This is a genomic window from Pseudonocardia sp. N23, from assembly GCF_002583555.1.
Lineage (GTDB): Bacteria > Actinomycetota > Actinomycetes > Mycobacteriales > Pseudonocardiaceae > Pseudonocardia.
The window spans coordinates 269,818-294,475 of sequence record NZ_BEGX01000128.1; the positions used below are offsets into that span (position 1 = coordinate 269,818).

23 protein-coding genes and 3 tRNA genes are annotated in these 24,658 nt (G+C 71.9%); 13 read left to right on the plus strand and 13 right to left on the minus strand.

Translation table 11 applies throughout. The annotated features are described in order from the left end of the window. Positions 1–1,757: bifunctional polysaccharide deacetylase/glycosyltransferase family 2 protein (locus TOK_RS29370; RefSeq protein ID WP_253258717.1), on the plus strand; the 1,757-nt coding region annotated here is incomplete at its 5' end. Position 1,758: 1 nt separating this feature from the next. Here TOK_RS29370 and TOK_RS33075 read toward each other — a convergent pair. The 5 genes from TOK_RS33075 to TOK_RS29395 form a co-directional block, all read right to left on the minus strand. Next, positions 1,759–2,460: a hypothetical protein gene (locus tag TOK_RS33075; protein WP_172457849.1), complete on the minus strand. Its 702-nt coding sequence runs from the start codon at positions 2,458–2,460 to the stop codon at positions 1,759–1,761. A 388-nt stretch (positions 2,461–2,848) separates the two neighbouring features. Further along, positions 2,849–2,922: transfer RNA gene (locus TOK_RS29380), tRNA-Phe, on the minus strand. Positions 2,923–2,958: 36 nt separating this feature from the next. Continuing rightward, positions 2,959–3,032, minus strand: a tRNA-Asp gene (locus TOK_RS29385). Between the two features lie 21 nt (positions 3,033–3,053). Further along, positions 3,054–3,126, minus strand: a tRNA-Glu gene (locus tag TOK_RS29390). 136 nt (positions 3,127–3,262) lie between these two features. Continuing rightward, positions 3,263–3,496: a hypothetical protein gene (locus tag TOK_RS29395; RefSeq protein ID WP_098961274.1), complete on the minus strand. Its 234-nt coding sequence runs from the start codon at positions 3,494–3,496 to the stop codon at positions 3,263–3,265. A gap of 290 nt (positions 3,497–3,786) precedes the next feature. On the opposite strand from TOK_RS29395, the gene TOK_RS29400 reads away from it, so the two are divergent. The 3 genes from TOK_RS29400 to TOK_RS33630 are packed head-to-tail and all read left to right on the plus strand — an operon-like array spanning position 3,787 to position 4,863. Continuing rightward, positions 3,787–4,080 carry a metal-sensitive transcriptional regulator gene (locus TOK_RS29400; RefSeq protein WP_098961225.1) on the plus strand — a complete coding sequence of 98 codons (294 nt, stop codon included), beginning with the start codon at positions 3,787–3,789 and terminating at the stop codon, positions 4,078–4,080. Positions 4,081–4,119: 39 nt separating this feature from the next. Next, the gene (locus tag TOK_RS29405; protein ID WP_098961226.1) at positions 4,120–4,341 is read left to right on the plus strand and encodes a heavy-metal-associated domain-containing protein; all 222 of its coding nucleotides are present in this window, start codon (positions 4,120–4,122) and stop codon (positions 4,339–4,341) included. Between the two features lie 39 nt (positions 4,342–4,380). After that, positions 4,381–4,863, plus strand: a complete 483-nt coding sequence (locus TOK_RS33630) for a hypothetical protein (RefSeq protein ID WP_216362139.1) — start codon at positions 4,381–4,383, stop codon at positions 4,861–4,863. Between the two features lie 69 nt (positions 4,864–4,932). Here TOK_RS33630 and TOK_RS29415 read toward each other — a convergent pair whose 3' ends face one another. Then, complete coding sequence (locus TOK_RS29415) at positions 4,933–6,270, minus strand: GDSL-type esterase/lipase family protein (RefSeq protein WP_098961227.1); 1,338 nt, start codon at positions 6,268–6,270, stop codon at positions 4,933–4,935. Between the two features lie 295 nt (positions 6,271–6,565). On the opposite strand from TOK_RS29415, the gene TOK_RS29420 reads away from it, so the two are divergent. The 5 genes from TOK_RS29420 (at position 6,566) to TOK_RS29440 (ending at position 12,018) form a co-directional block, all read left to right on the plus strand. Then, positions 6,566–8,443: a propionyl-CoA synthetase gene (locus tag TOK_RS29420; protein ID WP_098961228.1), complete on the plus strand. Its 1,878-nt coding sequence runs from the start codon at positions 6,566–6,568 to the stop codon at positions 8,441–8,443. A 139-nt stretch (positions 8,444–8,582) separates the two neighbouring features. After that, entirely contained in the window at positions 8,583–8,822 is a 240-nt protein-coding gene (locus tag TOK_RS29425) for a hypothetical protein (protein WP_141566612.1), read from the plus strand. A gap of 76 nt (positions 8,823–8,898) precedes the next feature. Next, on the plus strand, positions 8,899–9,093 hold the full coding sequence (locus TOK_RS29430; RefSeq protein ID WP_098961275.1) for a ferredoxin: 195 nt from the start codon (positions 8,899–8,901) through the stop codon (positions 9,091–9,093). A gap of 75 nt (positions 9,094–9,168) precedes the next feature. Beyond that, a complete protein-coding gene (locus TOK_RS29435) occupies positions 9,169–10,776 on the plus strand; it encodes an acyl--CoA ligase family protein (protein ID WP_098961230.1) in 1,608 nt (535 codons plus the stop codon). A 60-nt stretch (positions 10,777–10,836) separates the two neighbouring features. Further along, entirely contained in the window at positions 10,837–12,018 is a 1,182-nt protein-coding gene (locus TOK_RS29440) for an MFS transporter (RefSeq protein WP_098961231.1), read from the plus strand. On the opposite strand, the gene TOK_RS29445 is transcribed toward TOK_RS29440, so the two are convergent. Next, positions 12,011–12,865 carry a DUF72 domain-containing protein gene (locus TOK_RS29445; protein ID WP_098961276.1) on the minus strand — a complete coding sequence of 285 codons (855 nt, stop codon included), beginning with the start codon at positions 12,863–12,865 and terminating at the stop codon, positions 12,011–12,013. The genes TOK_RS29440 and TOK_RS29445 overlap by 8 nt on opposite strands. A 61-nt stretch (positions 12,866–12,926) precedes the next feature. On the opposite strand from TOK_RS29445, the gene TOK_RS29450 reads away from it, so the two are divergent. The 3 genes from TOK_RS29450 (at position 12,927) to hrpA (ending at position 19,260) form a co-directional block, all read left to right on the plus strand. Next, positions 12,927–13,745, plus strand: a complete 819-nt coding sequence (locus TOK_RS29450; RefSeq protein WP_098961277.1) for a serine hydrolase — start codon at positions 12,927–12,929, stop codon at positions 13,743–13,745. 349 nt (positions 13,746–14,094) lie between these two features. Then, a complete protein-coding gene (locus tag TOK_RS29455; protein WP_098961232.1) occupies positions 14,095–14,580 on the plus strand; it encodes an MSMEG_0572/Sll0783 family nitrogen starvation response protein in 486 nt (161 codons plus the stop codon). 468 nt (positions 14,581–15,048) lie between these two features. Then, a complete protein-coding gene (gene hrpA / locus TOK_RS29460) occupies positions 15,049–19,260 on the plus strand; it encodes an ATP-dependent RNA helicase HrpA (RefSeq protein WP_098961233.1) in 4,212 nt (1,403 codons plus the stop codon). Positions 19,261–20,023: 763 nt separating this feature from the next. Here hrpA and TOK_RS29465 read toward each other — a convergent pair. The 4 genes from TOK_RS29465 to TOK_RS29480 all read right to left on the minus strand — a co-directional run bounded on the left by TOK_RS29465 (position 20,024) and on the right by TOK_RS29480 (position 22,448). Then, complete coding sequence (locus TOK_RS29465; protein WP_098961234.1) at positions 20,024–20,575, minus strand: DUF3558 family protein; 552 nt, start codon at positions 20,573–20,575, stop codon at positions 20,024–20,026. Beyond that, positions 20,572–20,904, minus strand: coding sequence for a hypothetical protein (locus TOK_RS29470; RefSeq protein ID WP_141566613.1), 333 nt, complete (start codon positions 20,902–20,904; stop codon positions 20,572–20,574). The genes TOK_RS29465 and TOK_RS29470 overlap by 4 nt, the downstream gene beginning before the upstream one ends. Before the next feature lie 145 nt (positions 20,905–21,049). Then, complete coding sequence (locus tag TOK_RS29475) at positions 21,050–21,748, minus strand: YoaK family protein (protein ID WP_098961236.1); 699 nt, start codon at positions 21,746–21,748, stop codon at positions 21,050–21,052. Position 21,749: 1 nt separating this feature from the next. Then, positions 21,750–22,448, minus strand: a complete 699-nt coding sequence (locus TOK_RS29480) for a YoaK family protein (RefSeq protein WP_172457850.1) — start codon at positions 22,446–22,448, stop codon at positions 21,750–21,752. 61 nt (positions 22,449–22,509) lie between these two features. Between TOK_RS29480 and TOK_RS29485 the strand changes: the two genes are divergently transcribed. Next, positions 22,510–23,700: an acyl-CoA dehydrogenase family protein gene (locus TOK_RS29485; RefSeq protein ID WP_098961237.1), complete on the plus strand. Its 1,191-nt coding sequence runs from the start codon at positions 22,510–22,512 to the stop codon at positions 23,698–23,700. Positions 23,701–23,707: 7 nt separating this feature from the next. Here TOK_RS29485 and TOK_RS29490 read toward each other — a convergent pair whose 3' ends face one another. Both TOK_RS29490 and TOK_RS29495 read right to left on the minus strand, forming a co-directional pair. Next, on the minus strand, positions 23,708–24,091 hold the full coding sequence (locus TOK_RS29490) for a rhodanese-like domain-containing protein (RefSeq protein WP_098961238.1): 384 nt from the start codon (positions 24,089–24,091) through the stop codon (positions 23,708–23,710). After that, entirely contained in the window at positions 24,088–24,603 is a 516-nt protein-coding gene (locus TOK_RS29495) for a cysteine dioxygenase family protein (RefSeq protein WP_098961239.1), read from the minus strand. Before TOK_RS29495 ends, TOK_RS29490 begins: the two co-directional genes overlap by 4 nt. Positions 24,604–24,658 lie beyond the last annotated feature (55 nt).

Consider the following 24,658-nt stretch of genomic DNA (forward strand, 5'->3'; position numbering starts at 1 on the left):
CCGCGTCCACGCCGCCCGGCGGCGGCGGCGCGATCCTCATGCACGACGCCGGTGGCGACCGTTCCGAGACCGTCGCGGCGCTCGACCGGCTGATCCCCGAGCTGAAGGCCCAGGGCTACACGTTCACCACCGTCAGCAAGGGCGTCGGGCTCCCGCCCGCCGACCAGCCCGCCTCAGCGAGCGACCACCGCCTCGGGTGGGGGCTCGTGACCGGCGTCAGCATCGCGACGTGGCTGGTCCGGCTCTTCGAGGGCGCGCTGCTGGTGCTCGGGCTGCTCGTCCTCGGCCGGCTGGCGCTCGTGCTGGTCGTCGCCGTCACCCACTCCCGCCGGGCCCGCCGCGCGGCCGCCCGGGCGCCGACGGCCGTGCTCACCGAACCCGTGTCGGTCATCGTCCCGGCCTACAACGAGAAGGAGTGCATCGCCGCGACGCTGCGGGCCGTCGCCGCGAGCGACCATCCCGTGGAGATCATCGTCGTCGACGACGGCTCCACCGACGGCACCGCCGAGATCGTCGAGGCCCTCGCCATCCCCGGAGTCCGGCTGATCCGCCAGGCCAACGCGGGCAAGCCGGCCGCCCTGAACAGAGGCGTGCGCGCGGCGTCGCACGGGATCGTCGTGATGCTCGACGGCGACACGATCTTCGAGGCCGACACCGTCCGGATGCTCGCCCAGCCCTTCGCCGACCCGTCGGTCGGTGCGGTCGCGGGCAACGCGAAGGTCGCCAACCGCACGATCCTGGTCACGCGCTGGCAGCACATCGAGTACGTGATCGGGTTCAACCTCGACCGCCGCATGCAGGACGTCTTCGGCTGCATCACGACGGTGCCCGGCGCCGTCGGCGCGTTCCGGCGCGCCGCGCTGCTCGACGTGGGCAACGTAAGCGACGACACCCTCGCGGAGGACACCGACCTCACGATGGCGCTCGGCATCAACGGCTGGCGCGTGGTCTACGAGGAACGCGCCCGCGCCTGGACCGAGGCGCCGGAGACCTTCAGCCAGCTGTGGCGGCAGCGCTACCGCTGGAGCTACGGGACGATCCAGTCGCTGTGGAAGCACCGCGGCGCCCTGCGGCAGCGGGGCCCGGCGGGCCGCTACGCCCGGCGTGGCCTGCTCAACGTCGGTGTGTTCCAGGTGGTGCTGCCGCTGATCGCGCCGCTGATCGACATCCTGCTGGTCTACGGCCTGATCTTCGACGACACCGTCCGCACGCTCGTCCTCTGGGGCTCGGTGCTGCTGATCCAGACGATCGCGGGGATCGTGGCGTTCCGTCTCGAACGCGAGAAGATGGCGCCGCTGTGGTTGCTGCCGCTGCAGCAGTTCGTCTACCGGCAGCTCATGTACGCCGTGCTCATCCAGTCGGTGGCGGCGGCGGTCACCGGGATCCGGTTGGGCTGGCAGAAGCTGCGCCGCATCGGACGGTTCGAGAACGTGCCGACGCAGGACCGCGACCGCGCGCTCATCGCGTCCCCCGTTCCCCTCCCGAGGCACCCGGCGCCGAGGGCGGTCCCGCCGCCGCGGCGTCCCGTCGCCCCGGTCCCGGACCCGAGACGGCCCGCCGCGCGGCGACCTGCACCACGACCCGCACCCGTCGGCGACCCGGTCACGATGGCGATCCCCGCTGCGCGGCTCCGTGCGGCCGATTCGCCCACCACCCGGATCCCGGCCGTCCCGCCCACCCCCGGCTTCGCCGAGGAGGAGCTGGGGACCGTCGAGATCTCGAGACTGGACCGCCGCGGGGACCGCTCCCCGGCCTGACTCACCCCGCGCTGCAGCGGCCGCCGGACCAGAGCGGGGTGCTGGAGACGGGCCGCCCCGCCGGGGCGCCGAGCTCGACCGTGACGCGCCCGGCCGGTGTGAGCTGGTGCTGGCAGGCCGTGACGGAGCTGTCGTCGCCGTTGGGCATGTAGAGGTCGATGTGCGGGGTCCGGCTGCCGCCCCAGTCGGAGATGCACTGCTCGCAGTCGTCCTCCATGACGAAGTACTTCCGCAACGTCGGGACGTAGACCACGGTGCCGACGGGGATCTCGCGCGGATCGGTCGCGAGCGTCAGCGGATCGGCGAACGTGCCCGTGCCGCCGGCCTGGGAGTGCCGCGTGCCGGGGTAGGCGATCGCGCGCGTTCCGGGCGGGTCGTTGTCGTAGGCGGAGTAGAACGTGAGCTCGGTGCTGAACGAGCGGCCCGGGCGCAGCGTCGCCGGCGGCCGGTTCGCCGGCGGCCGGGGCCGCGCGGCGGTGGTGCCGGTGCCCGCCGACGGGCGCGCCGTCGTCGCCGGCGCACCGCTCGACGTGACGGGCGGCGGGATGGTCGGCGCCGTCGTCACCGGGACCGACGTGACGGGGGGCAGCGGCGGCTCGGCGTCGGCCCCGCACGCTGCGGCGCCCAGGAGACAGACCCCGAGCACGACGGACCAGGTCGTGCTGGCTCCGGGCCTCCTGCGGCGCGGCCCCGACGTCGTCATGCTCCTGGCTCCTCCTCGCGGAATGCCCGATCCAACCAGGTGCACCGGACCGGGGTTCACCCGGTCGAGTGATCACCGGCGGCCGCCCGTGGTGCGGCCACGCAGGCGCGACGCCGACGTGCTCGGAGAACAGCCGCTGCAGGCTCCGCACACTCAGCCTGCACCCGCCGCGACGGCGTCGACGCGCACCTGCTCCGGTGCCGTGACACCCGACAGCGTGATCCGCCTGTCCACCGGCCACGAGCCCGCATGAGCACGACCACCGAGTTCGACACCAGCCAGGTTCCGACCATGATCGGACCAGCACCAGGTCCAACTCGGTGGGAGTGGCTGCTGCGACCGATGCGGACGGAAGAGCCGCACTGACGGTTCGCCCGGCGAGAAGAGGTGGCCAGGGGCGGGGTCGAACCGCCGACCTTCCGCTTTTCAGGCGGACGCTCGTACCAACTGAGCTACCTGGCCTGGCCGCCGGCGGTGCCGGGAACCGGAGAGATGGAGCGACCCAGACGGGACTCGAACCCGCGACCTTCGCCGTGACAGGGCGACGCGCTAACCAACTGCGCCACTGGGCCTTGCGTACTGCTGACCTACCGTACCCCCAACGGGATTCGAACCCGCGCTGCCGCCTTGAAAGGGCGGAGTCCTAGGCCGCTAGACGATGGGGGCTGGACCCCGCAGGCGGTGTCCTGGCCTCCAACGGCTGTCCGTTGGGAGCTTCAAAAGCTTACGACAGCCCCCTGCACCCCTTTTCACCCACCCCCCTCGATCACGTCCCGCGCAGCTCAGGGGGCTGCTCGGCCCGTCAGCGGCTGACGGGTGGCGGTTGGTCGGGGTTGGCGGAGATCAGCCCGAGCATGTCCAGGAGCTGCCGGAGGTCCTCGGGGTCCTCGGAGTTCTCGGCGACGACGAGCCGGGCCTTGTGCACCTGGTCGTCGGCGACACGATAGGCGTCGGCGGCGGTCCGCGGGCCCGGGATCGCCCCTGGTCCACCCTGCCGCACGTCACCCATCTCCCGCCGTGCGCTTCCGATGGTCATCGACGACTCCCCCGTTCCGTCGGCACCACGGCGCCGCACACACGAGTCCGCCCCGCCCTCATCGGTCACCCGGTGTGGCCGGGCCGGCACGCCCCGTGTTCGGCACCTGGCGGCCACCCCGTGGCCGTGACCAAGACGTTACCGACCGCGAGTGGTCGACGCATGCCGCTGCCCGGGTGAGGCGGCGCCACGACACTGCGTCACGTGGCACGTCCGGGCCGCGGCCCGGTCGTACCCCCTCCCGGTATGCTGGCCGTGAGCAGCCCGGGGAGGTCGCTGTGACTGTGCCCATGGACAAGAACAAGCCCGCGTACACCGACAACCGCGAGGCCCATCTGCGACGCCTGCGTCGCGTCGAGGGCCAGGTCCGCGGTCTGCAACGGATGGTCGCCGAGGACACGTACTGCATCGACGTGCTGACGCAGGTCTCCGCGGCCACGCGGGCGTTGCAGTCGTTCGCCCTGGAGCTGCTCACCGAGCACATGTCGGGATGCCTGGTCGACGCGGCCCGGGCCGGCGACGAGGAGGGCGAGGCGAAGGTCCAGGAGGCCGCCGCCGCGATCGCCCGGCTCGTCCGCTCCTGACGAACGTCCCGCCCCACCCCACACCTGCAAGGAGAGTCCATGAGCATCGAGACCCCGTTCCGTACCGACGTCGTCGTCACCGGCATGACCTGCGGGCACTGCACGGCGTCGGTGAAGGAGGAGGTCGGCGAGGTCGCCGGCGTCCGTGACGTCGCGGTCGACCTGTCGACCGGTCTGGTGACGATCACGAGCGACCGCGAGCTGCCGCTCGCCGAGATCGAGGCCGCGGTCACCGAGGCGGGCTACACGCTCGCGGACTGAACCCGGTCAGGCGCGCCGGCGAGCCCTACGCTCGCCGCCATGCCTGCCGACGGCGAGCGTTCCCGCCACCGGGCCCCCGCGGCCCAGTCCCGCTCGTCCGCCCGCGCCGAACGCGCCCGCAACCGCGAGGACCAGCCCCCGGGCGGCCGCGGGAACCAGCCCCCGCGCGGCCGCAGCCGCGACGACCACTCCGCGCGCGGCCGCAGCCGCGACGACCAGCCCCCGCACGACCACGAGCTCGACTCCTACCTCGCTGCGCTCGCTCCCGAGGTCGAGGAGGGCGGCACGGAGTCGACGGGGAGGTTCGGCACGGCGCAGGTGTTCCAGCTGCGGTTGCCACCGTCGCGCGTCGAGCAGCTGAGCCGGCTGGCGGCCGAGCGCGGGGTCTCGCCGGGCTCATTGGCGCTGGACTGGGTCGTCGAGCGCCTCGACCGCGAGGACATGCCGACGGGGCCGCTGGAGCGGGTCGTCGACGAGCCGCGGGGCCGCCGGCGCGCACCGTTCCGCCGCCGGAAGCCGTAGCCGGACGCCATGGCCGGAGACACCGCAGCCGGACCCAGGAGCCGGACGCGGGGCCGGCAGGATCGAGGCTCAGCGCCCGCCCGAGACCACGACCGACGACGCGGCCCCGCCCGCGAGGCAGGGGCTGCCGGTGAGCCGGCCGGTCTGCACCGCCCCGGCGAGCGCCCGGTAGCCGGCGGCCGACAGGTGCAGGCCGTCACCCGCGTCGTAGGCCGTCGTCAGCCGGTCGGGCCGCTGCGGGTCGGCGACGGCGGCGGCGAAGTCGAAGACCCCGTCGGCGTGCGCCGGGCCCTGCGCGAGCACCCAGGTGTTGACGGCAGTGCGGGTCGCCTGCGCGGCGGCGGTGCCGCGGGGGCCGGTGCGCGAGGGCGTGATCGTCGTCAGGAAGACGCGCAGTCCGGCGGCGCGGGCCTGGTCGGCGAAGCGGACGAGGCCGGCCCGCAGCTGGTCGGCGGTGCGGCCCTCGGCGATGTCGTTGGTGCCGATGTGCAGGACGACGTCGGTGACGCCTGCTGCGGCGGCCACGTCGAAGCGGAACCGGGTCGCGGGCGAGTCCCCGACGCCGAACGCGTCGGCGAGCAGCTGGTTGCCGGAGATGCCGGCGTTGAGCACCGACATCCGGGCGGCGCCACCCTCGGCGCCGAGCCGGGACGACAGCGCGTCGGACCAGCGGTCGTCCTCGCCGGGATCGCTGCCGACGCCGTCGGTGATCGAGTCGCCGACGAGGACGACGGCGTGCTCGGCGCGCGGGGCGAGGACGTCGAGTCCGGTGACCACGAACCAGGCCGTGACGGGCGTGAACGCGGCGGCCGACGAGGAGTCGACGTGGTTGCCGGGTCCGCTGACCCAGGACGTCTGCAGGGCCACCGGATGGGTGGCCACCCGATCGGGTTCCTGCGGGAGGTAGGCACTGACCGAGACGGGCAGGCCCGCCTGCACGACGAACGGCACCGGATCGCTGACGATCTCCGCCCCAGCAGGGATCGTCACCTCCGTGCGTCCGCCGAACAGGACCGGCCGAGGGGCGCCCCCGCGCACCCCGGCACCGGTTCCCGTGGTGGCCGTGGAGACCGCGGCCACCGGGAGCGGGACCCGCCCGTAGCGGTTGGACAACCGGACCCGGATCTCCGAGCCGGTCGACTGTGGGTGGAGCACCATCCGCAGCGTGCGCCCGCCGAAGCGGCCACCCGCGGCCTCGGCGTCGGGGCCCGGTTGCGGGCTGGTCTGCCATGCGGTGACCCAGGTGGGCCCGCAGGCGGGATCGTCGGCGGGTTCCTGTCCCGCCGCGGCGGGCGAGGCCCCCCGCACCGATCCCGCGACCACGAGCCCCGCGACGGCGGTGACGAGCACGACGGCTGCGACGACGAGGCGTGACCGCGTGCGGGAGCCCTTCGTCCCTGCACCCACATCGTCTCCTCGTCGCCGTGCGTCCCACTGGTCGTGGGCCGTCCTGCCCGACCTATCGCCGGGCCGGGAACCGCTGTGACCTCCTCGTCCGTCACTCGTCCGAGTGCTGTGCGAACCGTTACGAAAGAGGGAACGAGCGATCCCTCGGTGGAGTGAGTGGTCCGATCGAGTGATCACTGTTCGTCACCGTCGGGAGGGGCGCAGAACCTGATCCGGAGGCCAGGGAGGACGGCCGGGACGGCCGCGCGCGGCTAGGGTCGCCGGGAGGCAGGCGGCGAGTCGAGGAGGACCGCACGTGGGTGCGTACGACGACATCTTCCGGGCCAGCGTCGAGGACCCGGAGCAGTTCTGGCTCGACGCGGCGGGAGCACTCGACTGGCACGTCGAGCCCACCCGGGCGCTCGACTCGGCGAACCCGCCGTTCTACCGGTGGTTCCCCGACGGGGAGCTCAACGTCGCCCACAACGCGCTGGACCGCCACGTCGACGCCGGCCGCGGCGACCAGGCCGCGCTGGTCCACGACTCCCCCGTCACGCAGACGCAGCGGACCTACACCTACTCGCAGCTGCGCGACGAGGTCGCCCGCTTCGCCGGTGTGCTCGTGGGGCTGGGCGTCGGTGTCGGCGACCGCGTCGTCGTCTACATGCCGATGGTCCCCGAGGCCGCGATCGCGATGCTGGCCTGCGCGCGGATCGGCGCGGTGCACTCCGTCGTCTTCGGCGGGTTCGCCCCCAAGGAGCTGGCCGTCCGCATCGACGACGCCACCCCGACGGTCATCGTCTCCGCGTCGTGCGGCATCGAGGGCACGCGTGTCCTCGAGTACAAGCCGTTGCTGGACAAGGCGATCGAGCTGTCGACGCACAAGCCCGCGAAGCAGGTGATCCTGCAGCGCCCGCAGGCCGTCGCGGAGATGGGCGCCGACGACGTCGACTGGGTCGAGGCGATGGCCGGGGCCACCCCGGCCGACCCGGTGCCGGTGAAGGCAACCGACCCGCTCTACATCCTCTACACGTCCGGGACCACCGGGAAGCCCAAGGGCGTCGTGCGCGACGGCGGCGGCTACGCCGTCGCACTGGCCTGGTCGATGCCCAACGTCTACGACGTCGGGCCCGGCGAGACGATCTTCACCGCGTCCGACGTCGGCTGGGTCGTCGGGCACTCCTACATCGTCTACGCGCCGCTGCTGGCCGGGGCGACGACGATCCTCTACGAGGGCAAGCCCGTCGGCACGCCCGACGCCGGTCAGTTCTGGCGGGTCGTGGCCGACCACCAGGTCAAGAGCCTGTTCACCGCACCGACGGCGTTCCGGGCCATCAAGAAGGAGGACCCGGAGGCCGAGCACCTCGCCGAGTACGACGTCTCGTCGCTGAAGTACCTGTTCCTCGCCGGCGAGCGCCTCGACCCCGAGACCTACCACTGGGCGTCGGACACCCTGGACATCCCGGTGATCGACCACTGGTGGCAGACCGAGACGGGCTGGCCCATCGTCGCGAACCCGGCCGGGATCGAGCTGCTGCCGATCAAGCCCGGCTCACCCACCCGCCCGCTGCCGGGCTGGGACGTCCGGGTCCTCGACACGTCCGGGAAGCCCGTCGACGCCGGGACCGACGGCGCGATCGTCGTCAAGCTGCCGATGCCGCCCGGCGCCCTGCCGACGCTGTGGAACGACGACGAGCGCTTCGTCGCGTCCTACATGGCGGCGTTCGACGGCTACTACCTCACCGGCGACGGCGGCAACATCGACGACGAGGGCTACGTCTACGTCATGGGCCGCACCGACGACGTCATCAACGTCGCGGGCCACCGGCTGTCGACGGGCTCGATGGAGGAGGTCCTCGCGAGCCACCCCGACGTCGCGGAGTGCGCGGTCATCGGGGTCGCCGACTCGATGAAGGGCCAGATCCCGCGCGGGTTCGTCGTCCTGAAGGCAGGCGTCGAGCCGGACGAGGAGAAGCTGCGCGGCGAGCTCGTGCAGCTGGTCCGCGACCAGATCGGGGCGGTCGCCTCGCTCAAGGACGTCGCCGTCGTCGGGGCGCTGCCCAAGACCCGGTCGGGCAAGATCCTGCGAAAGACGATGCGCGGGATCGCCGACGGCAACGACGAGCCGGTGCCCAGCACCATCGAGAGCGCCGACGTCCTCGACGCACTGCGCCCGATCCTGCGCAGGACGTAGCCGCACTGGTCCGTACAGTGGAAGGTTGCGCGCTGTACGGACCAATTCTGCGATTCGGGTAACGACACGCCGGGTGGGGACGGATGGGCAGTCACGGTCCCGAGCCCCCACGGGATCGCCTCCATCGGAAGGCTCCACGATGTCCGCGCCTGCGCTTCCCCGCGCCGTGGCCCTCGCCGGGCTGCTGAGCGCCGTCCTGACCCTCGTCGTGGCCGGTTCGGCCGCCGGCGCGTCCTGCGATGACGGCTGCGCCCGTCTCGGTCCCGTCTCCTCACCCGCCCCCGCGACACCGACACCACACACGGCCGACCCCCACCCGGCGCCCGCGGCCCCGGCCGCGCCGCTCCCGGCACGGATCGCGGGCGCCGTCGGACCGTGAGCGCAGGCCAGGCGACCCTGACCGAAGGCTCACCTCAGTCCGGCGGTGCCGGGTGACGGGGCGCACGATGGCCTGCATGAAGGTCGTCGTGGACTTTGATCTGTGCGAGAGCAACGCCGTGTGCATGGGGATCGCGCCCGAGGTCTTCGAGGTGCGGGAGGACGACTTCCTCTACATCCTCGACGAGAACCCCGGCGAGGAGCTGCGCCCCAAGGTCGAGGAAGCCGTCCGCGGCTGCCCCAAGGCGGCCATCTCCATCCAGGAGGACTGACCTCCGGGGTTGCCCGGCCCACGGCGGCGGGTCAGGATCGCGGCGGAAGCGCACGCCGCGAGAGGAAGGTCGACGATGACCGTCGGGCACACCGAACTGACCCCGCTGGCATTCCTCCGCCGCTCCGCCGAGGTGTACCCGGACAAGGCGGCGATCGTCTACGGCGAACGCCGGGTCAGCTACACCGACTTCGCCGCCGAGGCCGGCCGTGTCGCGCACGCGCTGCGCGGCTCCGGGGTGGGGCCGGGCGACCGCGTCGCCTACCTGCTGCCGAACGTGCCGGAGATGCTCGTCGCGCACTTCGCCGTGCCGCTGGCCGGTGCGGTCCTCGTCGCGATCAACACCCGGTTGTCGACGGAGGAGGTCCGCTACATCCTCGACCACTCGGGGTCGACGGTGCTGGTGGTCGACGCCGCGCTGTGGCCCGTCGTCGCACCGGTCGCCGACGAGCTGGCGACAGTCCAGGAGATCGTCACGCTCGTCGACCCCGCCGCCCCGGGCGACGGCATCGGCAGCGGCACCACCTACGACGACCTGCTCGCCCGCGGCTCCGACGAGCCCTGGGTGTGGGAGGTCGACGACGAGGACCGGGCGCTGTCGATCAACTACACGTCGGGGACGACGGGCAAGCCCAAGGGTGTGCAGTACACCCACCGCGGCGCGTACCTGAACTCGTTCGGCGAGGTCGTCCACTCCGCGCACAGCCCGGACAGCGTCTACCTCTGGACGCTGCCGATGTTCCACTGCAACGGCTGGTGCACGCCCTGGGCCGTCACCGCGATCGGCGGCACCCACGTCTGCCTGCGGGAGGTCCGCGGCGACACGATCTGGACGCTCATCGGCGAGCACGGCGTCACCCACCTCAACGGCGCGCCCACCGTCGTCACGACGATCATGAACGCCGCCGAGGCCGTGCGGCTGGACTACCAGCTGGTCGTCACCACCGCGGGGGCGCCGCCGTCGCCGACGACGATCCTGCAGATGGAGCGGATGGGCTTCCGCATCGTGCACGTCTACGGCCTCACCGAGACCTACGGGCCGTACTCGGTCAACCAGTACCAGCGGGCGTGGGACGACCTCCACCCCGAGGAGCGGGCAGCCCTGCAGGCCCGCCAGGGCGTCGACATGATCCAGACCGACGCGCTGCGCGTCGTCGACGAGAACATGGCCGACGTGCCGCACGACGGCGCCACGATGGGCGAGATCGTGATGCGCGGCAACAACGTCATGGCCGGCTACTACAACGACCCGGAGGGCACGGAGAAGGCGTTCGCCGGGGGCTGGTTCCACTCCGGCGACCTCGGCGTCGTGCACCCCGACGGATACGTCGAGCTGCGGGACCGGGCCAAGGACGTCGTCATCTCGGGTGGGGAGAACATCTCGACGGTCGAGGTGGAGCAGGCCGTGGTGTCGCACCCGGCGGTCCTGGAGGCGGCCGTCGTCGGGGTGCCCGACGAGCAGTGGGGTGAGCGGCCCAAGGCCTTCGTCGTGCTCAAGCGCGGGGAGCAGGCCACACCCGACGAGCTGATCGAGCACGTCAAGTCGAAGATCGCGCGCTACAAGGCGCCGCGCGACGTCGAGATCGTCGACGAGCTGCCCAAGACCTCGACGGGCAAGGTGCAGAAGTTCGAGCTGCGCGAGAAGGAGTGGGCCGGCCACGGGCCGAGCCGCATCCGCGGCTGACACCCGGGTACACCACACATCGGGGACATTCGGCAGCCCAAGCGGTTAGCGTCGCAAAGCATGGGCGGGGACAAGGGTGCGTCGCGGGCGGTGATCGGTGCGGTCGCGACGTCGACGGCCTCGGTCCTGCCGGTGTTCCTCACCGGCGCCCTCGCCGTGCAGATCTCCGGTGAGCTGGGCTTCGACCCCGCCGGCCTCGGGGTGGTCGTGGCCCTCTACTTCGGGGTCAGCGCGTTCACATCGCTGCCGATCGGCTGGATCGTCGAACGGGTCGGGCCGACGACGACCAGCCGGATCGCCGTCGTCGGCGCCGCCGTGCTCATGCTCGCGATCGCGTTCGGTGCCCGCTCCTACGCCCTGCTGGTGACGATCCTGCTGTGCAGCTGCTGGTGCAACGTGATGGGCCAGCTGTCATCGAACCTGACGCTGGCGCGGTTCGTCCCCGCGAACCGGCTGGGGCTCTCCTTCGGGTTCAAGCAGTCCTGCGTACCGGCGGCGACGCTGCTGTCCGGGCTCGCGGTGCCGACGCTGGCGCTCACCGTCGGCTGGCGCTGGGCCTACGTCGTCGGGGCCGGGCTCGCACTCCTCGCGCTGCCGTTCACCCCGCGCAGCCCCGAGAAGTACGTGCGCACCCGCGCCGACCCGGCCGACCGCGCGACCGGCGCCCTCGCCGTGATCGGGGTGGGCGCCGGGCTGGGCGCGGCCTCGGCGGGCGCGCTCGGGGTGTTCCTCGTCGCCTCCGCGGTCGACCAGGGCGTCGGCCCCGGACTGGCCGGTCTGGTGCTGACGATGGGCAGCGTCGTCGGGCTCGCGCTCCGGCTGCTGCACGGCTGGCTCGCCGACCGCCGCGAGGGCGGCCACATCACCGTCGTCGCCGCCAGCATGGCGCTCGGCGCGATCGGCGTCGGCCTGCTCGCCGTTCCCGGGCCGGTGGCGCTGATCGTCGGCACGATCCTGGCGTTCGGGCTGGGCTGGGCCTGGCCGGGGCTGCTGCAGTTCGCCGTCGTGCGGCTCAACCCGTCGGCGCCGGCGGCCGCGACCTCGGTCGTTCAGGTCGGGACGTACGCAGGCGCGTTCCTCGGACCGATGGTGTTCGGATTCGTCGCCGCCCACGGAGGCTTCGCCCAGGCCTGGGCGGTGTGCGCCGCGATGATGGTCGTCGCGGCGGTTGCGATGATCGTCGGCCGGCGGATGCTGGTCGCGCACCGCGACGCCCGGCTCGCGATGGCGACCGTCAGCTGAGCCTCGCGGCCAGCGCCATGGCGTCGCGCGGGGCATGGACCTTCATGTCGTTGTCGAAGTAGACGAACACGTCGCGCTCCGGCACCGGGCCGGCCGGGCCCGCGACGGTGAACTCCCCCGTCGGCGACTCCCCCGCCGCCCACCGGCGGATGCGCGCCGCCCACGAGTCGAGCGCCGCGCCGGAGTAGCCGCTCGCGTACAGCTCCTCGTCGCCGTGCAGCCGGACGTAGGCGAACCCGGCGGTCATGTCCTCCAGGTGCGGCCACGTCCCGGCCGTGTCGGCGACGACGAGCGCCACGTCGTGGGCCCGCAGCAGCTCCACCACGGCCGGGTCGGCAAAGCTGGGGTGGCGCACCTCCAGGGCGTGGCGCACCGGCCGGTCGGCGTCGGTGCTGGTCAGGGCCCGGCCATCGAGACGTTCGTCGTGCTTCTCCGCCAGCGCGGCGGCCTCGGCGGTCGTCCGTGGCAGACACTCCAGGAACGGCTCGAGGCGCCCGCGGTCCCACCTCATCCGCGGCGGCAGCTGCCACAGGACCGGGCCGAGCTTCGGGCCGAGCGCGAGCACGCCGGAGGCGAAGAAGTTCGGCAGTGTGACGCCGGGGTCCAGCAGCTGCTTCATGTGTGTGACGAACCGCGGGCCCTTCACCGAGAAGACGAAGTCGTCCGGCGTCTCCGCCGCCCACGACCGGTAGTTCTCCGGACGCTGCAACGAGTAGAACGAGCCGTTGATCTCGATGCTCGCCACCGCGCGCGACAGGTACTCCAGCTCCCGGCGCTGGGCCAGGCCCTCCGGGTAGAAGGCGCCGCGCCACGGCGGGTAGCGCCAGCCCGACGTCCCTGTCCGGATCACGGCCCGGAGTATCCCCGCACGGCGCCGCCCCGGGCGAACGGGAGATGATGAGCGGGTGGTGACGGACGCGCAGAAGGCTGTCGGTGCGGTTCTCGACTGGCCCGTCGGGCATGCCGCGGCGGCGCTCGTCGCTGCCGACGGGACGGTTCTCGCGTCGGCGGGCGACACCGACCGGAAGTTCCGGCTCGCGTCGGTGACCAAGCTCCTCACCGCCTACGCGACGCTCGTCGCCGTCGAGGAGGGCGCCGTCGAGTGGGACCAGCCCGCCGGCCCCGAGGGCTCGACCGTCCGGCACCTCGCGGCGCACACGTCCGGCCTGGCGTTCGACTCCGACGCCGTGCAGGCCGCCCCCGGCACCCGGCGCATCTACTCCAACACCGGCTTCGCCGTCCTCGCCGAGACCATCACCGCGGCCACCGGTATCGGGTTCGCCGACTACCTCCACGAGGCCGTCTGCGAGCCCCTCGGCCTCGCGGGCACCCGGCTCGAGGGCCACCCCGGCTCGGGGGCCGTCTCCACCGCCGACGACCTCGCCCGCTTCGCCGCCGAGCTGCAGGCCCCGACGCTCGTCGCCACACTCCCCGCCGCGACCGAGGTCGCCTTCCCGGGTCTGGACGGCATCCTGCCCGGCTACGGCCGCCAGAAACCCAACGACTGGGGGCTGGGGTTCGAGATCCGCGGACAGAAGTCGCCGCACTGGACGGGTATGCGCAGCTCACCGGAGACGTTCGGGCACTTCGGCCAGTCCGGCACGTTCCTGTGGGTCGACCGCGCCGCCGGGGCGGCCTGCGTCGTGCTCACCGACCGCGACTTCGGACCGTGGGCCGTCGAGGCGTGGACGCCCTACACCGACGGCGTTCTCGCCGTACTCCGCTGACGGCGTTCTGTCGTTCTTCGCCAACGGCGCGAACCTCGCGAACGCTCAACCCGTCCACCTGCGACCACCGTCACCCGCACTCGTCGCACATGCACCCGCACGACTCCGGGTCGCGGTCGTCCCCGGACCCCGGCTCGTGGTCGTCCGACCCGGACTCGTCCTCTCGGGGTCGTCCGACTGAACGGTCGGCCGCCCGTACTCCGCCGCCGTACATCGGAGCTCCCGCTGCCACCGGGAGAATGACCGTTCTCACATTCGTGTCTCATAGTGGACGAGCGTTCACGATCCGACTTAACGTCGCAGCAGAAGCCGTGGCAACGAATGCCGTGGCGGTACGAGAGGACACACCGTGGCTCAGATCATCGGCGAGCGGGCGCAGGCGGGCGACGCCATCGTCGACTACGACGAGAAGCTGTTCGACGACATTCAGGCCAACCCGGGCGAGAAGGCGTACGTCTTCATGCACACGGTGCCCTACGAGGGCTCGGTCGGCTTCGTCAACATGCTGACCTGCACCCGCATCAACCGTAAGGGCTTCGACACCTCGCTGGTGCTCTACGGCCCCGGCGTGCTGATGGGATCGGCCACCCGTGGCTTCCCGAACGTCGGCGACGAGGCGTTCCCCGGTCACATGAACTACAACAACCAGCTCAACACCTTCATGAAGGAGGGCGGCAAGGTCCTGGCCTGCCGCTTCGCCATGGCCGCCCTGTACGGCATGCGGGAGAGCGACCTGATCGAGGGCATCGTCCCGATCCACCCGCTCGACGTCCTCGACTGCACCCTGACCGCCCGCCGCGAGGGCGCGCTCGTCATGCAGACCTGGACGCTCTGACACGTCACCTCGACGGCCCGGACCAGCACGATCGGTCCGGGCCGTCGTCGTGTCCGGGTCGCCCTGTCCGCGCGGCCGTCCGGTCGTCGCGTCCCGGGCCGCCGTCGTGTCCCGGGCGGTCGTCGTGTCCGGGCCCCGGGAATGAACTCGGAGCCGGCCCTGTTGACCAGGCTGTCCGAACCGGGCGACCCGTGTCCCCGGGCCGCAATTGACAAGAGCCGCCACGGAATACCGTCAGGCTGGAGCCGTGGTGCGCCACTCGCCGCGAGGCGACCGGCGTCCGGTTCGGACACCTCCACCGCCGGGAACAAGCCGGCGGTCGGAGGGGTTGTAAGAAACGTCCGGATCGGGTGACACCGTGTCCCCGGGTCCCAACTGAAACCGCCGCTTCGAGCGGCCTGCGCGCCGAGAGGCGACCGGCACCCGGTTCGGACGTCCCTTCTCACGACCAGGCACACTTTTCCCACGATGTCCTCCACCCGAGCCACCGACGCGCGCCACGAGCGCTCCGCCGGTGACCCCCACGGTCCTGCCGTCCCTCCGGACACCGAGTCCGGACCCCCTGGGGACGGCCGCCCGACCCGTGCCCGGCGTCCGCGCCGACGCGGGTCCCGGGGCCGGAGCGCACCCTCCGGGGTCAACGCGCCCGGCCCCGCCGACACGCCTTCACCCGAGCCACCGTCCGATCCCGGCCCCCGCGGCCGCGGCCGCGGGCGCGACCGGGCCGAGCGCGCCGACGAGCCGACCGCGCCCGCGCTCCCCGACGACGTCCTCGCCGACCTCGCGGAGCGCATCCAGGCCCTCCCACCCGACGACGGACACCGCCTCGCCCGCAGGCTCGCGGGCGCCCGCCGCTCCGGCAACGGGACCGCCCAGCAGGCAGTTGCGAACTCCGTCGCCACAGTCGAGCACCGGATCGAACGCCGGCGCGCCGCCGTCCCGCGCATCGTCTACCCCGAGTCGCTGCCGGTCAGCGCCCGCCGGGAGGACATCGCCGCCGCGATCCGCGACCACCAGGTCGTGATCATCGCCGGCGAGACCGGCTCGGGGAAGACCACGCAGATCCCGAAGATCTGCCTGGAGCTGGGGCGCGGTGTCACCGGGATGATCGGCCACACCCAGCCGCGGCGGCTCGCCGCGCGCACCGTCGCCACCCGCATCGCCGAGGAGCTGGGCACCGAGCTGGGCGACGTCGTGGGCTGGAAGGTGCGCTTCACCGACCAGGTCGGCGACCGCACGATGGTCAAGCTCATGACCGACGGCATCCTGCTGGCCGAGCTGACCGGCGACCGGATGTTGCGCCGCTACGACACCCTCATCATCGACGAGGCTCACGAGCGCAGCCTCAACATCGACTTCATCCTCGGCTACCTGACGCGGCTGCTGCCGCAACGTCCCGACCTCAAGGTGATCATCACCTCGGCGACGATCGACCCCGAACGCTTCTCCCGTCACTTCGGGGGCGCTCCCATCGTCGAGGTCTCCGGACGGTCCTACCCGGTCGAGGTCCGTTACCGGCCCGTCGTCGACCCCGACGACCCCGACGCCGACCCGGACCGCGAGGAGATCGAGGCCATCGGCGACGCGGTCGCGGAGCTGCAGCGCGAGGGCCCTGGCGACGTCCTGGTCTTCCTACCCGGCGAGCGCGAGATCCGCGACACCGCGGATGCGTTGGCGCGCAGGGAGTTCCGCAACACGGAGATCCTGCCGCTCTACGCCCGGCTGACGACGGCCGAGCAGCAGCGCGTCTTCTCCCCACACCCGGGCAGCCGCGTCGTGCTGGCCACCAACGTCGCCGAGACGTCGCTGACCGTCCCCGGCATCAAGTACGTGATCGACACCGGCACGGCCCGGATCTCGCGCTACTCGCGGCGGCTCAAGGTCCAGCGGCTGCCGATCGAGAAGGTGTCGCAGGCGTCGGCCAACCAGCGCGCCGGCCGTTGCGGCCGCACGTCCGACGGCATCTGCATCCGGCTCTACGCCGAGGACGACTTCGACGCACGCCCCGAGTTCACCGAGCCGGAGATCCTGCGCACCAACCTCGCGTCCGTCGTCCTGCAGATGATCGCGCTCGACCTCGGCGAGATCGCCGAGTTCCCGTTCGTCGAGCCCCCCGACCAGCGCTCCATCAACGACGGCCTCGCCCTCCTCCACGAGCTGGGCGCACTGGAACAGGGTCAGCGGTCGCTGACCCCGGTCGGACAGTCGTTGTCCCGCTTGCCCGTCGACCCCCGGCTGGGCCGGATGCTCGTCGAGGCCCACCGCACCGGCTGCCTGCGCGAGGTTCTCGTCATCGCCGCGGCGCTGTCGGTGCAGGACCCGCGTGAGCGGCCCACCGATCAGCGCCAGGCCGCCGACGCCGCCCACGCCCGCTTCTCGGCCGACGGTTCGGACTTCCTCGCCTACCTGCGACTGTGGGGGTACCTCGCCGAGCAGCGGGAAGCGTTGTCGGGCAGCAGGTTCCGTCGCCAGATCCGCGACGAGTTCCTGCACTACCTGCGCATCCGCGAGTGGTGGGACCTGCACGGCCAGCTGCGCCAGGCGGCCCGCTCGGCCGGGATGGCTGTCACCGACGGCTCCGACGACTGGGCCGGCGCCGCGGACCGCATCCACACCGCGGTGCTGTCCGGGCTGCTGTCGCAGGTGGGCCTGCTCGACACCCTCGACGAGAAGGCCGGCAAGACGAAGGAGCGCCGCCCGCAGAAGGAGTACCTCGGCGCCCGCGGTGCCAAGTTCATGATCTGGCCCGGTTCGGCGTTGGCACGCAAGAGCCCACGCTGGGTGATGGCCGCCGAGCTGGTCGAGACCTCGCGGTTGTGGGCGCGCACCGTCGCCCCGATCAAGCCCGAGTGGATCGAGCCCCTCGCCGGACATCTCGTCAGGAAGACGCATTCCGAACCGCACTGGTCACGCAAGCGTTCGTCGGCCGTCGCGACGGAGCGGGTGACCCTGCACGGCATCCCCGTCGTCGCCGACCGGACCGTCGATCTCGGCCGCATCGACCCCGAGCTCGCCCGCGACCTGTTCATCCGGCACGCACTCGTCGAGGGCGACTGGGACACCCGGCACGGGTTCTTCCACGCCAACCGGGCGCTGCTCGACGACGCCGAGGACCTCGAACACCGGGCACGTCGCCGCGACCTCGTCGTCGACGAAGAGGTGCTCGTCGACTTCTACGAGGCGCGCGTCCCCGCGAGCGTGGTGTCCGGCAGGCACTTCGACTCGTGGTGGAAGAAGGAGTCGCGGCGCAACCCGCACCTGCTCGACTACACACCCGACTTCCTCGCGACGACCACCGCCGCACAGGTCGACCGCGACGCCTACCCCGACCACGTCGAGGCCGGCGGCCTCACCCTGCCGCTGTCCTACGCCTTCGAGCCAGGGCACCAGACCGACGGTGTCACCGTCGACGTCCCCGTCGCCGCGCTGCACCAGATCGACCCGACACCGTTCACGTGGCAGGTGCCAGGGCTGCGCGAGGAGCTGGTGACGGCACTGATCAAGACGCTGCCACGGAACCTGCGGCGCCAGTTCGCGCCGGCCCCCGACCACGCGCGCGCCGTCCTCGCCCGGCTCCAGGTGGGCGACGAGCCGCTCCTCGACGGCCTGGAGCGCGAGCTCGGCCGCATGCGTTCCATCACGATCCCCCGCGACGCCTGGGAGCTCGACCGTCTCCCCGAGCATCTCACCGTCACTTTTCGTGTGATCGACGAGAAAGACGTCGAGCTGGCCCGCGGCACCGACCTCGACGCACTCCGCTCGACGCTGGCGCCCAGGGTCCGAGAGGAGATCGCCGCCGCAGGCGTCTCCGTCGAACAGACGGGCCTGACCACCTGGTCGATCGGCGACCTCCCCCGCGAGCTCGCGATCCGCCGCGGACGCAACGTCGTCACCGGCTACCCGGGTCTCGTCGACCGCGGCGCCACCGCCGACGTCCGCGTCTTCGCCACCGAGGCCGAACGCGACGCCTCCCACCGCCGCGGGCTGCGCCGACTCCTGCTGTCGGAGACGCCGTCGCCGGTGCGGCAGGTGACCCGTGGGCTCGACAACACGGCCAAACTGACGTTGTCGCGCAACCCCCACGGCAGCGTCGCCGCCCTGCTCGACGACTGTGTCACCGCCGCCGCCGACCATCTCGTCACCCGCGCGGGTGGACCCGCGTTCGACGAGGCGGGGTACGACCGGCTCCGCACGATCCTGCGCACCCACCTCGCCGGGACGACCCTCAAGACCCTCGACGCCGTCCGGATCGTGCTCGACCACTGGCACCGGGTGCAGGCGATGCTCGCAGACATGACCGCCCCCGCCCTGCGCGCCGGGGTTGCCGACGTCCGCGCCCAGCTCGCGGTGCTCACCGGCCCGGGCTTCGTCACGGCTGCCGGGCCGTCGAAACTCGCTGACGTGGCGCGGTATGTGCAGGGCGTCGAGGTCCGCCTCGAGAGGCTGCGCGTCGACCCCGCCCGCGACGCCTCCTGGACCGCCGAGGTGCGGGTGGTCGCCGACGAGTACGACGCCGACCTCGCCGACCTCCCCGACGGCACCGACCCCCCACAGGCGCTGCGCGACGTCGGCTGGCTGATCGAGGAACTCCGCATCTCCCTCTACGCCCACCCCATGCGGACACGCCAACCCGTCTCGATCAAACGCATCCAACGCGCCCTGGACGACATCCCCGCCTGACGCCACTACCCGCCGCATACCGGCTTCTTACAGCGATGGTCGAATCACGGGACAGCGGTACGGTCTCAGCGACCGGGACCAGTCATCGGAGTCCCTTTCATCGTGCTGAACAGCATCTCGGTCAGCGAGGTTGCGCGCCCGCGAGCAGACATGGTGCCCGATGTCGACTCCACTGCTCGCCCAGAACGACACGTAGGTGAGTCGACCGTCCGGCAGTTCCGCGAAGATGATGCATGTGCGCTCCGCGAGTGAGCTGCCCGCCGACGTACTCATCGCCCGCGCACCGCTGACACTGAACCATTTCGGATTCGGATAGCCGCCGTCAGCGGCGCCCCAGTCACACAACGAGGCGCCATCGAGAGGCACCGGCCCGACAGGTTCGCATCCACCGACACCGAGTCGGGCTCGTTGGGCGACGTCGGGCAAGGAACGGGGCCGCCTCCCCTGGGCGCGTCCGCCGTCCGCGACGTGCCCTGCGGATCCGGGCCCCGCCGCCGACGGGCCACTCGCCTCACGGACAGCGCAACCCGACAGCAGCGCGCCGACGGCGACCCCGAGTAGTCGAGTGCACCCGCACTCGCGACCTGCACGTCACGGCTGTTCCGCCGCGCACCGACAACGCTCATGTGCATCTCGACGCCGGCCGAGGGTCCGAAGCATCCACTGCCCGCCTCATGTGTACGGATGGCCGATCAAAGGCTCGTCGAGACCAACACCAGTGCGGTCGGTGGCGCCCCGGACAGCACTGACGTCGGTGTCGGCGTCAGCGGGACTGCACGGTATCGACGATCATCTCCAGTACGTTGGATGCGCGCTCGCATGCCGCGGCGTGACTCATACCCTCGCTGCTTCCCGCCCAGAAGGATGCGTCCGCGAGGCGGCCGTCCGGCAACTCCGCGAAGACCCAGCAGGAAAGCTCACCCGAGAGCCCGCCGATCGACCCGCTTACAGCCGGTAGTCCCGCCACAATGAAGTCTCGCGGCGACTCGTAGCTGCGTCTGATGTTCGCCAACGAGTAGGAGTTCGGCAGGACGGCACCTTGGAATCTGTCGGCACTGAGTTTTCGCGAACGCCATACACAGAAGGCCGCGTCCTTGAGGGGTGGATCTTCCACGAACTTGCCTTCCCCAACGCCGAGGCGATCTCGCTGCGGTCGTTCCAGAAGCCCACACGGATCGGACTCGCCAGGAACGAGCCGCGGGCTCCGAGTCTGCTCGGATGCGCCGACCCCGAAAGGTTGACCATCTTCGTGAATCGTGCAGCCCGCGCTCAACACCGCACACAGGACGACCAGAACGCCTGCGATCAGCCTCATGTCTCGAGCGATCGGGCGATGTCCTCGTCGGACACGCCATACGCGCGGGCGGACTCTGCCACAGCAGTCGCCAGTTGCTGGAGATCCCTGACGTAGAGCGAGAGCGAGTCGACCAGTGCGGCCGCACGTACGTTGAAGGCCACCATCGCGTCCGGGGAGACGGGGTCGCCACCGCACAGGCCGGCGCGGGCATCCCCGTTCTGCGTCAACACATCTTGAAGGCCATTGGCTTCCGTCATCAGGACATTCGCAACCTTAAGGACGTTGTCGCGGTCGATGCGCATTCCCGCGGCCTCTAGAGCGAAGCGTGCGGGGACGTTGTTGAGCATGATCGGGATCGTAAGGTCGCGAGGTCTCGCCGCGGGGCGATTCCGACAGATCGGGTGCATCCGCACGACCGGCCGACCCGCGAGTTCGAGGTGGGGCTGGGTTCTGCATCGTCGGCGCCAGGCTCAGGTCGAGCCGGCGCGACGGTCAGGAGTGCCAGGGGGCGGTGCGGCGGGCGAGGTGCGTCGAGAAGGTGCCGACGATCACCAGCAGGACCAGCACCGCGATGAAGCCCGCGTGGCTCCCGATGCGCAGGACGAGGACGGCGCCGACCAGCGCGCCCAGCAACATGCTGACGACGACCGCGCCCCGGCGGATGGCGGCTTCGGTGGCGTTGCGGTGGTCGGCGGCGAAGCCGGTGAGGGTCATGGTGACGACGCTGGTGGTCATGTCGGGGACGCCGATGCGGCGGGCGGTGGCGGTCTGCAGGCCCATGGCCGCGGCGGCGATCCCGGCGACGACGGTGGAAGCCACCGGCCCGCCCTGGCGCAGGTGCACGACCAGCGAGATGACGAGGCAGCCGCCGAGCAGGACGGACTCGACGGCGACGCAGTTGCGCAGCAGGACGGGCCTGCTCTGGCCGAAGCGGTCGATGAGCCGACCGCCGGAGAGGGCGCCGACGATGAACCCGGCGACCGCGATGAGGGAGGCCGACAGGGAGAAGCCCTCGACCCCGGCGAGGGCGAACCCGATGAACACGACGTTGCCGGTCATGTTGGCGACGAAGACGCGCCCGACGCTGAGGATGCTGATGGCGTCGACCACCCCGGACACGAAGGTCAGCACGAGCAGCAGGGCCGGCAGGGGGCCGTGGCGCGGGTCGGCGAGGAAGCTCGGCCGGCCCATGTCAGGCGTGCCAGGGGGCTTCTTCGCGGGCGACGACCGTCAGCGCCACGACGACCCCGAGGAGGAGGACGAGGACGGCGACGAACCCGGCCCGGGTGTCGATCCGGAGCACGAGGAGGGTGCCGACGATCGCGCCGGCCAGCATCGTGGCGATGATCGCGATCCTGCGCACGGCGGACTCGGCGAACTTGGCGTGGTCCGCGGCGAAGCTGATGAGGGTCATCGTGAGCAGCGTGGTGGTGAGGTCGGGGATGCCCATGCGGCGGGCGCTGACGTTCTGGATGCCCATCGCGACGGCGGCGAGCGCGACGACGACGGTGGCGGCGACGGGCCCGTCCTCACGGAGGTGCACGAAGATCGAGATGACGAGGCACACCGCGATGAGGACGCTCTCGACGAGGACGGCGTTGCGCAGCAGGATCGGGCGGCTGCGGCCCCAGCGGTCGAGCATGCGTCCGCCGATGATCGCGCCGACGACGAATCCGGCGAGCGCGAAGAGCGAGTTGCGCAGGGAGAAACCGGGGGCGCCGGCGACGGCGAAGCCGACGAAGACGATGTTGCCGGTCATGTTGGCGACGAAGACGTGCCCGAGGCTGATGATGCTGATCGCATCGATGAGGCCGGACACGAAGGTGAGGACGAGCAGGACGGCGGGCAGCGGTCCGTGACGCTCGTCGGCGACGAAGTTGGGCCGGTCCACAGTGGCAGTGAACCAGCGTCGTCGCGCGGCGGACAGGGGTCGCGTGTGCCAGCCTGATCCGATGGCGGAGTACGCGCATCTGGGCGAGGCGTTGGGCACCGACTTCTTCTCGGTGCGCGAGCAGTTCACCGAGGAGCAGTGGGAGCGCTTCGCGACGACGCGCAAGTTCGTCGACACCGAGGTGCTGCCGGGGATCGGGGACCTGTGGGAGCGGGCGGAGCTCCCGTGGGAGCTGATCCGGCGGCTGCCGGAGCTGGGGATCGTCGGTGAGGACATCCGCGGGCACGGCGCAGCGGGGATGAGCCCGATGGCGTGCGGCCTCGTCCACATGGAGCTGCATCGTGGCGACGGTTCACTGGGCACCTTCCTCGGGGTGCACGCGGGGCTGGCGATGCAGGCGATCGCGATGTGCGGCTCGGAGGAGCAGCGGGCGCGGTGGCTACCGTCGATGTCCACATTGGACAGGATCGGGGCGTTCGCGCTGACGGAGCCGGACCACGGGTCGGACTCGGTGGCATTGGAGACCTCGGCGCGCCGCGCCGGTGACCACTGGGTGCTGGACGGGCGCAAGCGCTGGATCGGGAACGCGACGATCGCGGACCTTGTCGTCGTGTGGGCGCGCGACACGGCGTCGGGCGAGGTGAAGGGATTCGTCGTCGAGACCCCTGCGGAAGGCTTCGAGGCCACCGCGATCACCGGGAAGCTGTCGTTGCGGTCGATCCAGCAGGCGGACGTCACGCTGACCGGTGTCCGGGTGCCGGACGAGAACCGGCTGGTCGACGCCCGGACGTTCGACGACTGCGCCCGCGTGCTCGCGAACACCCGGGCCATCTGCGCGTGGATGGCGCTGGGGCACGCGACCGCGGGATACGACGCGGCGCTGCGCTATGCGAAGGAGCGTCACCAGTTCGGGAAGCCGCTGGCGTCGTTCCAGATCGTGCAGCAGCGGCTGGTGCACATGCTGGCGGACCTGACGGGGATGCAGCTGTACTGCGTGCAGATCGGCCGGCTGGCCGACGCGGGACGGTTGTCGCCGACGGTTGCGGGGCTGGCGAAGATGAACAACACCCGCGCGGCGCGGCGCATCCTCTCCAAGGCCCGGGATCTCTTGGGCGGCAACGGCATTCTGCTGGAGAACCACGTCGCCAGACATTGGGCGGACATCGAGGCGGTGCACACCTTCGAGGGCACCGAGACGATCCAGACGCTGATCGTGGGCCGCGACGTGACCGGGATCGGCGCGTTCAGCTGAGGCGCGGTCAGCTCGGGCTGACGGGCAGTCCCGCGGCCTTCCACGCCTGGAACCCACCGTCGAGGTCGGTGGCGTTGCGCAGGCCGATGTCCTGCAGCGACGCGGCGGCGAGGCTGGAGGAGTAGCCCTCGGAGCAGAAGACGACCCAGGTGACGTCGTGGTCGGTGGCCTCGGGGATGCGGGCGCCGGAGCTGGGGTCGAGGCGCCACTCGATGTGGTTGCGCTCGATGACGAGGGCGTCCGGGATGGAGCCCTCGGCGTCGCGCTGCCACTGCGGCCGGGTGTCGACGAGGATGGCGCCGTTGTCACGCAGGTCGGCGGCCTCCTGCGGGCCGACGCGGTGCAGCCGGGCGCGGGCGTCGGCGAGGACGTCGTCGATCGTGCGGGTCATCCGACACCCTGGGTCGAGCCGGGCTCGGTCAGCTCGGAGCGGGTGCGCCGCAGCCGTCCGCCGGTCACGTCGTAGTACGACATGGCCGTCAGGGGCGGCGAGTAGGCGTGGACGCTGACCGCGGTGTCGGCCGACGGGTTGGACACCTCGTGGACGTGTCCGACGCCGAAGCCGACGGACCGCCCGGCGTGCAGGGTGCGGGTGCGCAGCCCGGCGCCGGGTGCGGACCAGAACTCCTCGGTGAGCCGTCCGGAGACGACGGTGAGGGCGCCGAGGGAGCCGGCGTGGTCGTGCAGCTCGGCGGCCTGCTCGGTGGCCCAGCTGATCAGCCAGACGTCGACGAAGTCGTCGCCGTGCAGTCGCCGGTACCAGCGGCGTTCGGGATCGACCTGGACCTCGTGGATGCCGGCGCGCACGTCGGCGGCGATGCGCCGGGTGAGTGCGGTGAGGTCGGCGAGGTCGGGCGCGGAGCCGGGGAAGGTGAGGGCCGGGCTCGGGGCGTGCAGCAACACGGACGTGCTCCAGTGCGGGTCGGGCGGATGCGGGCCGGGGTCAGTTCCGGCGTCG